Here is a 15,346-nt window from a genome sequence, read left to right on the forward strand (position 1 = left end):
GAAAATCGCTCGTCTCCACTTACAAAAAGTCGTATTCATCGCTCATAATCAAGGTGTTCACATTTTGGACAACTATTTTTAAGCTTCCTTTCATCTCTTTTTAATCCTGGTTTATTCTAGCTTTCCTATAGTGAATAGGGTCCCACTCTGTGGTTTGGAATGCTCCAGGGGTGGACGATACTGATAGCAAAAGCCTCCAACCGGGGTGCTATGCCGCCAGTTTAAGTAGGCTCAGGAACGTATGCGAAGGGGGAAACGGTCTTGCTTGAGGTGAAGAAGGTAAGCAAGCTGTACACGAACCGCCGGGGAGTGGATGAGATTGACTTTTCCATGAACCGGGGGGAGATCGTCGGGTTTCTCGGACCGAACGGCGCCGGGAAGACGACGACCATGCGGATGATCACCGGCTATCTCAATCCGACCCACGGCTCGATTCTCGTGGACGGGGTCTCGATGGCCGATCAGCCGAAGCAGGTGCGTCGTAAAATCGGCTATCTGCCCGAGACGCCGCCGCTTTACTTGGATATGAGAGTGCGCGATTACTTGAAGTTCGTTGCCGATCTGCGCGACATTCCGGCCCGCAGCCAGAAGAAGCGCATCGGTGAAGTCACGGAGATGCTCGGGCTGACCGGGCGGGAGAGGCAGGTCATCCGCGGGCTGTCCAAAGGGTATAAGCAGCGGCTCGGCCTGGCGCAGGCGATTCTCCACGAGCCCGACCTGCTCGTGCTCGACGAACCGACCTCGGGGCTCGACCCGAAGCAGATCATTGAAATTCGCAAGCTCATCCGCGAGCTTGGAGAGAAGCACACGGTGCTGCTCAGCACCCACATCCTGCCCGAGGTGAACAGCATCTGCAACCGCGTGTTGATCATCAACCAGGGCAAGATCGTCACGGACGGCAAGCCGGATGAACTGGCCGGCTCTTTGGCGGAGCGCTTCGAGGTCAACCTCGAGGTGCGCGGTTCGAAGGACGAGCTGCTCACAGCCATCTCGGCCATTCCGGAAGTCGCGGAAGTGACCGCGATCTCGTCGAAACCGGCGGCAGAGCTGCTCATTCCGACTCAAGAGCCAGAAGAAGGAGAGCATGCTTTGGCGGTTCCGGATGGCGGCGCTTCCACCGTCCGGCTGAAGGTGGTTTCGGCTGATCAGACGGATGTGCGCGAGGCGCTGTTCTTCCGGCTCGCTTCGCTCGGCACCCCCATTCTGGAGATGAACAAAGTGTCGCTCAGCTTGGAGGATGTATTCCTCAAGCTGACGACGGATGAGCAGATGGAGGAGGGGGCCGGCTCCGTGAACGCCGATCAAGACCCGACGGATTCGGAACGCGTTGGGGCTTTGGCCGAAGGACCCCGCTTTGGAGAAGAGGCGGCTGTGGAACGCTCCGGTTCCCCGGATCAAGAGGAACCGTCCTCCTCCGCAGATGCGGACGCACCGAAAGGAGAGGATGAGCATGCGTAAAACATGGGCCATTTGCCGCAAGGAGCTGCAGATGTATTTCTTCTCTCCGACGGCGTATGTGGCGTTCGCCTTCTATTTTCTCGTCAGCGGCTTCTTCTTCAGTATGGATTTCCTCGGCAATCAGACCGTCGACATCCGGCCGCTGTTCGGAAACTTCATGGTGGTCTACCTGTTCGTCATCCCGCTTCTGACCATGCGCCTCGTCTCCGACGAGCTTCGCCAGGGCACCGACGAGCTCCTGCTCACCTCTCCGGCCAGCTTGACCGAGATTATCGTCGGCAAATACCTCGCCGCCATTCTCCTTCAGCTCATCCTGGTCGGAGGCGCGCTCGTCTATCCCTTCATCCTGTCCCGCTTCGGCGCACTCGACCTGCCGGTGATGTGGCTGTCGTTCCTCAGCCTCTTTCTGCTCGGGGCGGCGATGATGGCGGTCGGGCTGTTCGCCTCGACGCTCAGCTCGCATCAGATGGTCGCGGGGATCGCCGGCTTCGCCATGCTGCTCATCCTCTGGATGCTCGAATGGCTGAGCGGCAGCATTTTGCCGAAGGGTGGAGAATGGCTGCAGCTGTTCTCGATCTCCTCCCGCACCGTCAATCTGCAAAAGGGCCTGCTCGACTGGACCGACGTGATTTTCTACGTCTCATTCATTCTCGTCTTTGTCGTTCTCAGCATTCAGACGCTGGAACGCAAACGCTGGAGATAAGGAGGGATTGTCGTGAAGAAATGGATCAGAGGCACCAATGCCGTCGTCCTGTCGGCGGCTGTCATCGGGATATTCATCCTGCTCACGGTCTTCCTGCATTCCGCCAAGGGACTCCAGTGGGATTTGACGGCGACGAAGAAGTTTACCTTGTCGGATCAGACGACGACCGTCGTGAAGAACCTGAAGCAAGAGGTGAACGTGATCGCCTTCACCAGCTCCAGCCAGGAGTATTACAACCGCCAAGTTAGCGATTTGTTGACGGATTACAAGCGGCTGAACAAGAAGGTTTCCTTCCAGGAGGTCGATCCGAAGAAGCAGCCGACGCTCGCCGAGCAATACGGCATTACGCAATACGGCACGGTGATCTTCGAGGTTGGTGACAAGAAGAAGACGGTTCTCTACAACGATATCTTCGGGTACGGCTCGGATCAGTCGACCTATAACTTTTCCGGAGAAGAGAAATTCACCCAAGCCATCATGAGCCTCACGTCGGGCACCGCCCACAAAGCGTATTTCTTGACCGGTCACGGCGAACAGACGGTGTCGAACGCAGCGTCCTTCGCTTCCGCGCTGGAGAGCGAGAATTATACGCTGGCCGATCTAAACCTGGTCAAGGACGGCAAAATCCCGGAAGATGCGGAAGCGCTGTTCATCCTCTCTCCGCAGCAGGATCTATCGGACTCGGAAGCGAAGCTGGTGGAAGATTACCTGTTGGGCAAGGGCAAGCTATTCTTCACCCTCGGTCTGTCGGATCAGATGGACAGCTGGAAAAACTGGGACACCGTGCTCGCTCAAGTGGGCGTGAAGAATACGAAGGCGCTCGCCGTAGAGACGAACAGCTCGCTCAGCAGCGATCCGCTCACGATCATTCCGGAGTACAGCTACCACGAAATTACCGATAAACTCGAGAGCGCCAACCGCGTCACCATCATGCCCGCTTCGATCGGCCTCACCTCCGAGATCGGCTCCACGGGCTATACCGCAGACGAGCTGCTCGCGACAACGAGCGACGGCTACGGGAAGACCAACCTGGCCGAGCTGCTCAAGAAGCAGCTGACGCAGAAGGATATCGAGAAGGCGAAGGGCGACCTGGAAGGGCCGCTGGCGCTCGCCTATGCGATCAAGGATAAGGACAGCAAGCCGAAGGCGGTCGTCGTCGGCAACGGCATGTTCGTGGAAGACCAATACTTGTCTGAGCAAGGCAACAAGGATTTTGCCCTGAACAGCGTCGGCTGGCTGCATGAGGATCAATCCTCGCTGACCATCCGTCCCCGTGAAGAGGCGCAGATGCAGCAGGTTTACCTTACTCCCCGGCAGAACAACACGATCTTTATCGTGACGATCATCGTCATTCCGGCTCTCTTCCTGCTGGCAGGCGGGCTGGTTTGGTGGAGGAGGAGAAGAGGATGAAACGGCTTTGGCCCACTCTTCTGCTCGTCCTCGTCTGCGCCGGAGGGTTCTGGTTCGCCTCCGAGAAGGGATTCCTCAACAGCAAGACGACCGACGAGACGGCAGGCAAACCCTTTTTTACGATAAAATCGGATGACTTGGTGGGTATTGCCATCCATACGAAGACGGACGACATCGCACTGACGAAGAAGGACAAGGAATGGAGCATGAACAAGCCGGACGCTTACCCGCTCAATACGTACGGGCCGGACAACTGGGCGAGCGCGTTCGCGCTGCTGACCTATGAGTCTGTGGTGGAGGAGGCTCCGACGGACCTCGCGCCGTACGGCCTGAAGGAGCCGGAGAAGACGTTGACGGCCACCCTTGCGGACGGCACCGTGAAAAAGCTCGCGATCGGCAAGCCCCTCCCCGTCAGCGGGACCACCTATGTTCAGCTCGAAGGCGATCCCAAGGTCTATGAAGTGAGCGACACCTCACTCAGCTCGCTGGAAAGCTCCGCTCTGTCTTTTGTAAACACACAAGCGGTCGATTCAGTCTACAACTCCGTGAAGACGGTCAAGCTGACCTGGAAAGGGCAAAGCTGGACGTTGGAAAAGACCGAGCCCGCCAAGATGGCCTATGAGAGCAAGTGGAAGCGGGATTCGAAGGAGCTGACCGCCGAGGAAGGCTCAGCCGTGCTCGACAAGCTGACCAGTCTCTATGCGGATGCGCTCATGACTCCGGCTGCCAAAGCGGATGTAAGCAACCCGGAACTCACCGTCACCGTGACGGAGGAGAAAGACGGGAAGACAACCGAGAGTGCCTTCCACGGCAAAGTCAAAGACGATCAGGTCGTCTTTGTCAAAGACGGCGGGTCTTGGGCGTACAGCCTGAAGCTGACGGACGTTCAAGCGCTTTACGATGCCGGCAAAAACGCCGGGGAAGCGCAGCAGTAAACGGCATTGAACCGGGAAACCGAGAGACGGCCGGCTTATGATAAGCTCAGGCCTCTCTCCAATCCCTTTGGGTCAGGGGCGCCAATATTCATCCACTTAGGGCCGCGGCGCTTCTTCCTGTTGGGGTCCGATAGCGGCAGTCCCTATATCCAGCAAAAATCCAGTCGAAAGCCAATCTCGCATCCCGCGGGACTGGCTTTTTGCTTGTTTTCTAGGTGCCTTGTCCGGCTCAGCATATCCTGCTCGAGACGGAGCAGACCCACGCGTCTGCGTCACCGGCTGAACTTTTGGTTAAGGTTAGGGTTGAGGTTCCTCTCCCTGCATCATAACAAGGGGCATCGGCTCTCAACCTTTGGTTCGGCCTTTCGGCAGGACAAGCGTACATAAGGCAGATTCAGATCCAATCTAGCTTCGCTGAAAGGGTTCACCAGAAAGGTTCACCGGAATAAGTTCGCCGGTAACGCCGATCGTCCCCTGAATCCCCTGTTCGACCGTGCAATAGGTTGAATGGGACAATCAGGAGGTTTTTCATGAAGGTTCGTTTTTTTACACCGCTCGTCCTCAGTTTTGCCCTCGCTCTATGCATCCTGCCTGCGGAGGCAGCCAAGCGGCCGCAGGAGCGCGGCAAGGAGGCGGAGGGAGGCATTTCCGATTCCGCTCCCATACATCAGGACAACCCGGCCGTTCCCGGCTCCAAGCTTGAAGAGACATCGGGGCATAGCCGCAAGAATAACGGGATCTCGCTTAGCGAGAGCAGCGGCAACTCGTTAAACAAGAGTAACGGCAACTCGCGTAGTAAGGTTAATGGCCCCCTGTCGGCAAAATATTCGCCGGCTCAAGACATAGCGGCGGTGCAGCAGACCGCCGAAACCGATAGCGCGGCCGCTTTGTGGAGTGGAGTCCGGCGGCATCCCGTTTCCTCTTGGCGAAGCTTAGGAGGAAGCTCGGCGTCCTCTGATCACGCAGCCACAGGCGCTTCCATTCGCGGAGGGGAAGGGAGGGCGTTGCTCTCTTCAACCGCTTCTCTGACTTACCGGCTGATGGGAGGGCAGGCCGGGCGGGTAGGAGAAGCGAAGGCGAAGGTGACCATAGCCTCCGCGTTTCCACTCCCGGAGAAGGCGGGGCCGTCCGCCTTCGGCACAATAGGAAAACAGGCTGCTTTCAGCAAAACGGCGAAATTGGCTGTTGTCATCGCGAATCCCGGCAGCCCCGCTACCCTAGCAGCTTCTTCCGGCGGCTACACGCGCTCTCAAGCAGCCTCTTCCGACAGTGATATGGCCGAGAAGCCTGCTGGAGAGGAAGCGGAGAAGACCGTCATCGAGCTGAATCCCGGCGAGCTGGACATCCTCGCCAGGATCATTTACGCCGAGGCGCGCGGCGAGTCCTATGAAGGCCAGGTCGCGGTAGGCGCGGTGGTGATCAACCGGGTGAAGAGTCCTCATTTTCCGGATACAATCCGGGAAGTAGTCTTCCAGCGAGGGGCCTTCACGGCGGTCCATGACGGCCAATACCGGTTGAAGCCGGGGGTCGCCGCCTACCGCGCCGCTCGCGAAGCTTTGCGGGGAACGGACCCGACCGGCAATGCCGTCTACTACTACAACCCCGACACCGCCACTTCGCGCTGGATTCGCAGTCGCGCCGCAACAAAACGAATCGGTAATCATCTGTTCGCCCAATGACCCGAATGATCGTCCGTTCCGCTCCTTCACAGCGGGTTGAGACACACTTGGGCTATGCTGGTACGCTGCGGCTGCCCCGTTATGACCTAGTGCGCTGTCAGCTTAAAAACCGTGGTCTTCGCACAACTTCTCATACCCATTGACGCTGATTCATATCCACACGATTAGGGCTGACAGCGTACCTAGCCCCTGCGGGGGCTTTTTTGCTGTCGCTCTCTTTATTGCGAACGTCTATTCCCATGAGCTATACTGGAAAAAAGGAATCGGTATTGGAAAGAACTTGGGAGTCCGACGGCTGCTGCAGGCGATTGACGGCATCCCGCCCCTGCCTTAGACTTGTAACAGGCGCGGCCTTCGCGCCGGGTTCCTGTGTGCAGGAACTGACCCTATAGGAATGGGAACGAACGCCGTGAAGCCCGATATTACGATTTGGAAGCATGTATTCAAGCTGGACCCGGACAAGTTCATCGACGATGAGGCCCTTGAACGGGTTTGTCTGTCGGGAACCGATGCCGTGATTGTCGGCGGCTCCTCCGGCGTTACCTATGACAATACCGCGGATCTCTTGTCCCGCGTGCGCAGGTACGAGGTGCCATGCGCCCTCGAGTTGTCGGACGCCGATGCAGCGGTCCCCGGTTTCGATTTGTATCTGATTCCGGTCGTGCTGAATACGCCCGACGGCGACTGGATTACCGGCCTTCATCAGAAGGCTCTGAAGGAATATGGGAACGTCCTCGATTGGGATCGGGTCGTCCCGGAGGGCTATGTCATTCTTAACCCCCGCTCGATGGCGGCTCGGGTAAGCGGCGCGCAGGCTCCGGCGGATGCCCGGGACCTGTTGGCATACGGCATGCTTGCCGACCGGTTGTTCCGCATGCCGATCTTCTATATCGAGTACAGCGGCAGCTGGGGCGACATGGCTTGGGTCCGCGAAGCGAAGACGGCCTTGCAGAACGCCCGCTTGTTCTATGGCGGCGGCATTCGCACGCCGGAGCAAGCGCTTGCGGCGCTGGACGCAGCCGACACGATTGTTGTCGGGAATCTGATCTACGAGAATTTACCGCTCGCGATGGCTACCGTGCCCGAAGAGCGGCGTAATCCAGAAACGAGGGACAACACATGGTACAGATGAACGATATCCAAGAAGCGATCCGTAAGCTGAATCCGCAGCAGCAGAAGGCGGTTATCGCCACCGACGGCCCCCTGCTCATCATGGCCGGAGCGGGCAGCGGCAAGACGCGCGTGCTGACGCACCGCATCGGCTACCTGATCGCCTCGGGCAAAGCGGCTCCCTGGAGCATCCTTGCCATCACCTTCACGAATAAAGCTGCTCGGGAGATGCAGGAGCGGGTAGAGGGACTCGTTGGACCGCAGGCCCGCGACATCTGGGTCTCGACCTTTCACTCCATGTGCGTGCGCATTCTTCGCCGGGACATCACCCGCATCGGCTTTACATCCAATTTCACCATCCTCGACTCGACCGACCAGTTATCAGTCATCCGCAACTGCCTGAAGGAACTGGGCATCGATCCGAAGAAATTCGAACCGAAGGGCATTCAAGCGGCGATCAGCGCGGCCAAGAACGAGCTGACTACCCCGGAACGCTTCGAAGCGAAGATCGGCGATTATTACCAAGGCGTTGTGGCCAAGGTGTATTCTCTCTACCAGCGGAAGCTGAAAGCGAACAATTCGCTCGACTTCGACGATCTGATCATGGCGACCATCGAGCTGTTTACGCAGGTACCCGAGGTGCTGGAATTTTATCAGAACAAGTTCCAATACATTCACGTCGACGAATATCAAGATACGAACCGCGCTCAGTACCTGCTCTGCCGGATGCTGGCGGACCGTCACCACCGCATCTGTGTTGTAGGCGACAGCGACCAGTCGATCTACCGCTGGCGCGGGGCGGACATTTCCAATATCCTCAACTTTGAAAAGGACTACCCGGAAACGACTGAAATCAAGCTGGAGCAAAATTACCGCTCCACCTCGACGATCCTGGATGCCGCCAATAGCGTCATCTCGAACAATCTGGGACGAAAGCCGAAGAACCTGTGGTCCGAGAAAGATCGAGGCGCAAAGATTCAAGTCTATCAAGCGGACTCCGAGCATGAGGAGGGCTATTTCGTCACGTCCCGCATCCGTGAAAATGTGGAGCAGGGCGCCAAGTACGGAGATCATGCCATTCTCTATCGGACGAACGCCCAGTCCCGGGTCATAGAAGAAATTCTCATCAAATCGGAAGTTCCCTACCAGATCGTCGGGGGCATCAAGTTCTACGACCGCAAGGAAATCAAGGATCTGCTTGCTTACCTGAGGCTCATTTCGAATCCCGATGACGACATTTCCTTCGCCCGGATCGTCAACGTGCCGAAGCGCGGCATCGGAGACACGACGGTGGACCGCCTTGCGGAGCTGGCCGGAGAGCGCGGGGTCTCCCTGTTTGCCCTTCTGGACGATCTCGAGCTGCTCGACATCACGAACCGGGCTCGTGGCCCGCTCACCGAATTCCGCAGCATGATCCGCAACATCCATCAGATGGCCGACTACCTGTCCGTCACCGAGTTGACGGAGCAAATTTTGCAAACCACGCAGTACCGGGCGGAGATTCTCAAGGAGAATACGCTGGAAGCCCGTTCGCGGGTGGAGAATATCGACGAGTTCCTGTCGGTCACCATGGAGTTTGAGAAACGGGGAGACGACAAGTCGCTGATCGCTTTCCTGACCGACTTGGCGCTCATCGCTGATATCGACACGATGGACAAGGAGGAAGGGCCGCAGAATGCGGTCGTTCTCATGACCATGCACAGCGCCAAAGGCCTGGAATTCCCGAGTGTCTTCATCGTCGGCATGGAGGAAGGGGTCTTCCCGCACAGCCGGGCGTTCATGGACAACGAGGAGCTGGAGGAAGAACGGCGCCTCGCTTATGTCGGCATCACCCGCGCGGAAGAGACGCTCTACCTGAGCTGCGCGCGCATGCGCACGCTGTTTGGCCGGACGAACGCCAACCCTCCCTCCCGCTTCCTGAAGGAGATTCCGGAGGAGCTGAGAGAAGACTGCTCTCCGGCGCGCGACCGCTTCGCCCGTTCGGCCTCTCCCTTCGGCGGCGGCTCGTCTTACGGGGATTACAGCGGCGGCTCCTCCCGGAGCAGCTTCGGTGGAGGGGGTGGAGCTGCCGCTTCATCCTACGGGCGTCCCGCTGCGACGGAAGCCGCGCGGACGCGCCCCGTCGCGGCCTCCGCTCCGCGCACCGACCCGAGCGAATTCAAGGCGGGAGACAAGGTCGCCCACAACAAATGGGGGACCGGGGTCATCGCCTCTGTCAAAGGGACGGGAGACGACACGGAGCTGCAGATCGCTTTCCCCGCTCCGGTAGGCGTTAAGCGGTTGTTAGCCAAGTTCGCCCCGATCACGAAGCTGTGAGTCGGCTTGCGGGTGGCGAATCGCGGATATACTGAATAGAAGCCAATGGATGAGAAAGGATGAGCGGAACGTGGCCGATCCGAATACCGGCAGTTCTCCACAAGCGATGGAAGAGATGGAGGCCCTGATCGCTGAGATCAGCCGGCATAATTATATGTACTACACCCTCGATCAGCCGGAGCTCTCCGATAAGGAGTACGACGTTCTGTATGACCGGCTCGTCAAGCTGGAGCAGGAGACAGGGGTCGTGCTTCCCATCTCCCCCACCAAGCGGGTAGGCGGGGAGCTTCTGAGCGGATTCCCGCAGCACCGCCACCGGGCGCGGCTGTGGAGCCTCGACAAAGCGCAAAATCACGAGCAATTGCTCGCTTGGCTGGCGCGGGTGGAGAAGCTGGTCGCCCAGTACAACAAGGAGCACCCAGAGGACCCGCTGCCTGATCCGACCTTCGTCGTGGAGCTGAAGTTTGACGGGCTGACCCTAAACCTTACCTATGAGGGCGGGGAGCTGGTGCAGGCGGCCACACGCGGCAACGGAACGGTAGGAGAGGGCATCCTGCCCCAGGTGAAGACGATTCGCTCCATTCCGCTCGCGATTCCTTACCAGGACGGAATTCTGGAGATTCAGGGCGAAGGGATCATGTTCCTCTCGGTTCTTGAGAAGTACAACCAAACGGCCGCCGAGCCGCTTAAGAACGCCCGCAATGCGGCCGCTGGGGCCTTACGCAACTTGAACACGTCCGTGACGGCTTCCCGTCATCTTGACGCGTTCATCTACAACGTCGGGTATTCCGACGAAATCGCCTTTGCAAATCACAAGGAAATGATCGACTTCCTGAAGACCAATCATTTCAAGGTCAATCCGGAGACGCATTATTACGATACGATCGAGGAAGTGGCGGAGCAGGTCGAACGGATCGCGGAAGCCCGCCACGGCATGGATTATCTCATCGATGGCGCGGTGGTCAAGGTAACCGATTTCCGCACGCGGGAAGCGCTCGGCTACACCGACAAGTTCCCCCGCTGGGCGGTCGCGTTTAAGTTTGAGGCCGAGGAAGCGACGACGACGCTCCGCTCCGTGAGCTGGGAGGTCGGACGGACCGGCAAGCTCACCCCGGTGGCCAAGGTCGATCCGGTGGAGCTCGCCGGAGTCACCGTTCAGAACTGTACCCTGAACAACATCGGCGACATCGAGCGCAAGAACCTGAAACACGCCCTCGGTACGCTTGTCTATATCCGCCGCTCGAATGATGTCATTCCGGAGATTCTCGGCAAAGCGACGGAGGAGACGGACGGAGAGGAGATTGAATATCCGTCCGTCTGCCCCGCCTGCGGCACCGTGCTTGAGCTGCGCGGCGCCCACATCTTCTGCCCGAACCGGCTCGGCTGCCGGCCTCAGCTGATCGGGCGAATCACACACTTTGTTTCCCGCGATGCGATGGACATCGAGACCTTCAGCATCGCGACGGCGGAGCAGCTCTATGACAGCCTCGGCGTGAACGACCCGTCTGGCTTGTATGGCCTGACCTTGGAGCAGCTATTGTCGCTCGACCGCTTCGGGGAGAAGAAGGCAAGCAACCTGCTTGCGGCCATCGAGAAAAGCAAGACCCGCGATCTCGGCTCGTTCCTGTTTGCGCTCGGCATTCCCAACACCGGCAAGAAGACCACCTCCGTGCTGGCGGAGCATTTCCGCAGCCTCGACCGGGCGATGGAAGCGGGAACTGAAGACCTGATCGCCCTCCCGGATGTGGGCAGCATCGTCGCCGAGAGCATCGTCTCTTTCTTTGCGGACCCGCTCATGCAGGAGAGCATCCGTCGGATGCGGGAAGCGGGAGTCGATCCGCAGATGGAGGAGGAAGCGGCGCCCGTTCCCGAGGACGGGTTCTTCAGCGGCAAAACCGTCGTGCTCACGGGGACGCTCTCGGTGATGGGTCGGGACGAAGTGGCTCGCAAGCTGGAGAAACTTGGAGCGAAGGTGACCGGCAGCGTGTCCAAGAAGACGGACTTGGTTATCGCCGGGGAAAGCGCCGGTAGCAAGCTGACCAAAGCGCGTGAGCTCGGCATCACCGTCATCGACGATGAGGAGGAGCTGCTGCGGCTGTTCCGGGAAGCTGGAGTCTGACCCTATTGACAAGGGACTGGAAATCCTCTATGATTTTTCTCACAAGCTAGTAATTGAATAGCATTCCTGTAAAGGGGAGTAGCTGTACAATAAAGCCGTCAATACGAGTGTAATTGCTCCGGTTTTATTGACACAACCGTGTTAGCGAGACCTTTATCCTGAGTTCGGCCTGCTTTGGCATGTCGTGCTCGGAGATAAAGGTCTTTTTGGTGTTCGGAATCCTAACGGCGCAATCCGCGGAGCATACTACAGGCAAACCGATAAACGCCCGCGTTTATCGTTGCATAGAGCCAACAATTTATTCATTCATATGGAGGGGTAGTGTGGACATTTTACTGGAATACTTATGGGTACTCATCGTGCTTGTCGGATTGGAGGGCCTGCTCGCCGCCGATAATGCGCTGGTGCTGGCGATCATGGTCAAGCACTTGCCCGAGCAGGAGAGGAAGAAGGCGCTCTTCTACGGCCTCGCGGGAGCGTTCGTCTTTCGTCTCGTCTCGCTGTTCATCATTTCGTTCCTGGTGGACATCTGGCAGGTTCAAGCCATCGGCGCCATTTATCTTCTGTTCATCGCGGTGAACCACATCGTTCGTAAGGTTATTGCCGGCAAGCGGAAATCGGATGAAGCGACCGAGGCTTCCAACTCCAAGCCGGGCAAAGAACCGAAGAAGTCCGGTCTCTGGATGACCGTGTTCAAGGTGGAAGTGGCGGACATCGCGTTTGCGATCGACTCCATCCTGGCGGCGGTGGCCATGGCGGTTGTCTTGCCCGCAAGCGGGCTGCCCAAAATTGGCGGCATGGACGGCGGACACTTCCTGGTCATCTTTGCGGGCGGGTTCCTCGGCCTCGTGATCATGCGGTTTGCTGCATCCTTCTTCGTCAAGCTGCTGCATTCCCGCCCGGGTCTGGAGATTGCGGCCTTCGCCATCGTCGGCTGGGTTGGCGTTAAGCTGGCGGTTGTGACACTCGCCCATCCCGATGTCGCCGTTATCTCCGAATCCTTCTCTCACAGCACGGCCTGGAAGCTCACTTTCTATATCGTGCTGGTGATCATCGCGGTGACCGGCTGGTTCTTGAGCGGCAAGAATCCGGCCAAGAGCGAGGAGGATCCGGTCGGGGAAGTGCGGGAGCAATTGCACTAAGACGCAGTACGCTGCCAACTCTGAAACGGGGTATCCGCACCACTTCCCATATCGATTGACACCGCTTCGTATTTTTTCAAACCGACGCCGTACAAGGCCGTTGACCTTCGCCTACGAATCTCGTTATAATAGAGAAGCATAAGGGGAGTAGCTTGTTACGGTAAAGTCGTCAGTTCGGATGCCGAGAGACATCCCGGCTTTATCGGCAACGCTTGACGTTGTTAGCAAGACCTTTGCCGTTTTACGGTAAAGGTCTTTTCTTTTTGATTACGACTCATTAAAAAAAGAGAAGAGTTCCTTGCCGAGCCAAATCAAGATTGGAGTGGGAGAAGTGGATATCTTTTCAATGAAGTTTCTGGGTGCTCTTGTATCGATCGTCCTCATGGATTTGGTTCTTGCGGGCGACAATGCCATCGTGATCGGAATGGCTGCACGCAACGTGCCGAAAAAGATGCAGAAGCTCGTCATTCTCATGGGAACGGCCGGGGCTGTCGTCATCCGGATTCTGGCGACCTTGGCGGTGGCTTGGCTGCTCGATCTGCCGGGTCTGCTGCTGGTGGGCGGTCTCCTGCTCATGCTCATCGCGTACAAGCTGATGACGGGAAGCGATTCACACGAGATCAAGGCCAAAGATTCCATGTGGGGAGCGGTCGGAACGATTGTCCTCGCCGATGCCGCCATGGGGCTGGACAATGTCCTCGCGGTCGCCGGTGCGGCTCATGATGATTTCCGTCTTGTGGTCATCGGGCTCTTGATCAGCATTCCGATCGTCGTGTGGGGAAGCACGCTGTTCATCAAGCTGATGGATCGATTCTCTTGGATTCTCTATATCGGGGCTGGAGTGATCGCATTCACGGCTGCGAAGATGGTAACGGAGGAACCGATACTGGAGCAGTGGATCATTGCGGACGGTGTTGGCAAATGGATTTTCATTGTGGTCTTCGCCCTGCTTCTTGTCGGAGGCGGGTATTACCGGAGCACCCATCCGCGCAAAAACAAAGGTGTCGCACACAGCGCTTGATGATGGAATTTAGGTCTTACCGATGGATCTTTGGCAACGGAAAACACAAAAATAGGAGGGTGTCCCAAAAGCAAGCTTTGGAACAAGCTCTGGAGCAAATGGGATAGCCAAAAAAACGAAACGAAGGAGCTAAGCGGTCTGTATTCGCTTAGCTCCTTCGTTTTTGGCGTCTATCGCTGCCATCTTGAGCAAATTGTGGGCAAGCGACAACCACCCGACCTCGAGGCTCACCTTTGGTAAGCCTCGAAGCAGGAATCGTCTAAAGCCCCGGTTGTTCTTGATATCGCCAAACACAGGCTCTGGCTCAATCATGCGTTGTACGGCTAAGGCGTACCCTTCTGCACTGCGGAGCTTCTGTCTGGCCTGGTTCTTGAGCTGCATATATTTCATGCTGACCCTAATCTCACGATTCCCTTGTGCTTTCGTACACTGTGATTTCAGCGGACAGTCCTCGCAGCTTGTGCTTCGGTAATGCCGGTATTCGATTTCATATCCGCTTTCCGTCNGCCTTCTTGAGCAAATTGTGGGCAAGCGACAACCACCCGACCTCGAGGCTCACCTTTGGTAAGCCTCGAAGCAGGAATCGTCTAAAGCCCCGGTTGTTCTTGATATCGCCAAACACAGGCTCTGGCTCAATCATGCGTTGTACGGCTAAGGCGTACCCTTCTGCACTGCGGAGCTTCTGTCTGGCCTGGTTCTTGAGCTGCATATATTTCATGCTGACCCTGATCTCACGATTCCCTTGTGCTTTCGTACACTGTGATTTCAGCGGACAGTCCTCGCAGCTTGTGCTTCGGTAATGCCGGTATTCGATTTCATATCCGCTTTCCGTCAGTTCCTTGCTCGTTCGACGAAAATGAAGCGTCTGCCCGGCCGCACATGTCCATGTGTCCGATTCGCTGTCATAGCTCCAGTTGTCGATCTTGCTGATGTCATTCTGCCATGCCTTACTCATCTCCCGATGATACGTGCTGTATTTAACGATCGCTTCGACTTCACTTTGCTCCAGATAGTCGTAGTTCTCTTCACCGCCATACCCCGCATCGGCGATCACGGTGCTCGGCAGTTTCCCGAGCTGCGCCTTGATCTTTTCGAGATGAGGGATGAGGCAGCGCGTATCGGTCGGTCGCTGGTGGACGCTGTACCCGAGAATGAACTGGTTTTCGGTTCCGACCTGCACATTGTAGCCCGGCTTGAGCTGGCCGTTTCGCATGTGGTCTTCCTTCATCCGCATAAACGTCGCGTCATGATCCGTTTTGCTATAGCTGTTTCGCGTCCCTAAGATGGCTTCATGCGTCTCGTACTTCTGGAGGCGAGGAAGCAAGTCCTTTCGGAGCGCGCGCACGGCTTTCTTGAGCGGTTTGTCCTTGGGCTTTTCCTGCAGGCGTTCTTCCAACTGTCGGACCGCCTGCTCCAGCTTTTCACTGGTAACGGCTGCCGACTCCCCCCCACT

At 57.4% G+C, this 15,346-nt stretch carries 11 protein-coding genes and 1 pseudogene; 10 read left to right on the forward strand and 2 right to left on the reverse strand.

The features are described 5' to 3' along the window. The first annotated feature begins 261 nt into the window (after positions 1-261). The 10 genes from BN2684_RS01555 (at position 262) to BN2684_RS01600 (ending at position 13,893) form a co-directional block, all read left to right on the forward strand. The gene (locus tag BN2684_RS01555) at positions 262-1,458 is read left to right on the forward strand and encodes an ABC transporter ATP-binding protein (protein WP_058300420.1); all 1,197 of its coding nucleotides are present in this window, start codon (positions 262-264) and stop codon (positions 1,456-1,458) included. Beyond that, positions 1,451-2,161 (forward strand): ABC transporter permease, encoded by a 711-nt coding sequence (locus BN2684_RS01560; RefSeq protein ID WP_058300421.1) that lies wholly within the window; start codon positions 1,451-1,453, stop codon positions 2,159-2,161. The genes BN2684_RS01555 and BN2684_RS01560 overlap by 8 nt, the downstream gene beginning before the upstream one ends. Before the next feature lie 12 nt (positions 2,162-2,173). Continuing rightward, a complete protein-coding gene (locus BN2684_RS01565; protein WP_058300422.1) occupies positions 2,174-3,571 on the forward strand; it encodes a GldG family protein in 1,398 nt (465 codons plus the stop codon). After that, a complete protein-coding gene (locus BN2684_RS01570) occupies positions 3,568-4,506 on the forward strand; it encodes a DUF4340 domain-containing protein (RefSeq protein WP_058300423.1) in 939 nt (312 codons plus the stop codon). Before BN2684_RS01565 ends, BN2684_RS01570 begins: the two co-directional genes overlap by 4 nt. A gap of 530 nt (positions 4,507-5,036) precedes the next feature. Then, positions 5,037-6,185 carry a cell wall hydrolase gene (locus tag BN2684_RS25210; protein ID WP_058300424.1) on the forward strand — a complete coding sequence of 383 codons (1,149 nt, stop codon included), beginning with the start codon at positions 5,037-5,039 and terminating at the stop codon, positions 6,183-6,185. Positions 6,186-6,579: 394 nt separating this feature from the next. After that, positions 6,580-7,317, forward strand: coding sequence for a heptaprenylglyceryl phosphate synthase (locus BN2684_RS01580; protein ID WP_058300425.1), 738 nt, complete (start codon positions 6,580-6,582; stop codon positions 7,315-7,317). Further along, positions 7,305-9,611, forward strand: coding sequence for a DNA helicase PcrA (gene pcrA / locus BN2684_RS01585; RefSeq protein ID WP_187385736.1), 2,307 nt, complete (start codon positions 7,305-7,307; stop codon positions 9,609-9,611). The genes BN2684_RS01580 and pcrA overlap by 13 nt, the downstream gene beginning before the upstream one ends. A gap of 106 nt (positions 9,612-9,717) precedes the next feature. After that, positions 9,718-11,730 (forward strand): NAD-dependent DNA ligase LigA, encoded by a 2,013-nt coding sequence (gene ligA / locus BN2684_RS01590; RefSeq protein WP_058300532.1) that lies wholly within the window; start codon positions 9,718-9,720, stop codon positions 11,728-11,730. A 323-nt stretch (positions 11,731-12,053) separates the two neighbouring features. Then, a complete protein-coding gene (locus tag BN2684_RS01595) occupies positions 12,054-12,872 on the forward strand; it encodes a TerC family protein (protein ID WP_058300426.1) in 819 nt (272 codons plus the stop codon). Between the two features lie 298 nt (positions 12,873-13,170). Next, positions 13,171-13,893 (forward strand): TerC family protein, encoded by a 723-nt coding sequence (locus tag BN2684_RS01600; protein ID WP_234340128.1) that lies wholly within the window; start codon positions 13,171-13,173, stop codon positions 13,891-13,893. Positions 13,894-14,022: 129 nt separating this feature from the next. On the opposite strand, the pseudogene BN2684_RS23740 reads toward BN2684_RS01600, so the two are convergent. Together BN2684_RS23740 and BN2684_RS01610 are read right to left on the reverse strand one after the other, a co-directional pair. Next, positions 14,023-14,409, reverse strand: a pseudogene (locus BN2684_RS23740) (transposase); the annotation flags it as partial. Continuing rightward, positions 14,381-15,346: transposase (locus BN2684_RS01610; protein ID WP_148449848.1), on the reverse strand; the 966-nt coding region annotated here is incomplete at its 5' end. The pseudogene BN2684_RS23740 and the gene BN2684_RS01610, both read right to left, overlap by 29 nt.

The organism is Gorillibacterium timonense, from assembly GCF_001457415.1.
GTDB classification, from domain to species: Bacteria; Bacillota; Bacilli; order Paenibacillales; family NBRC-103111; genus Gorillibacterium; species Gorillibacterium timonense.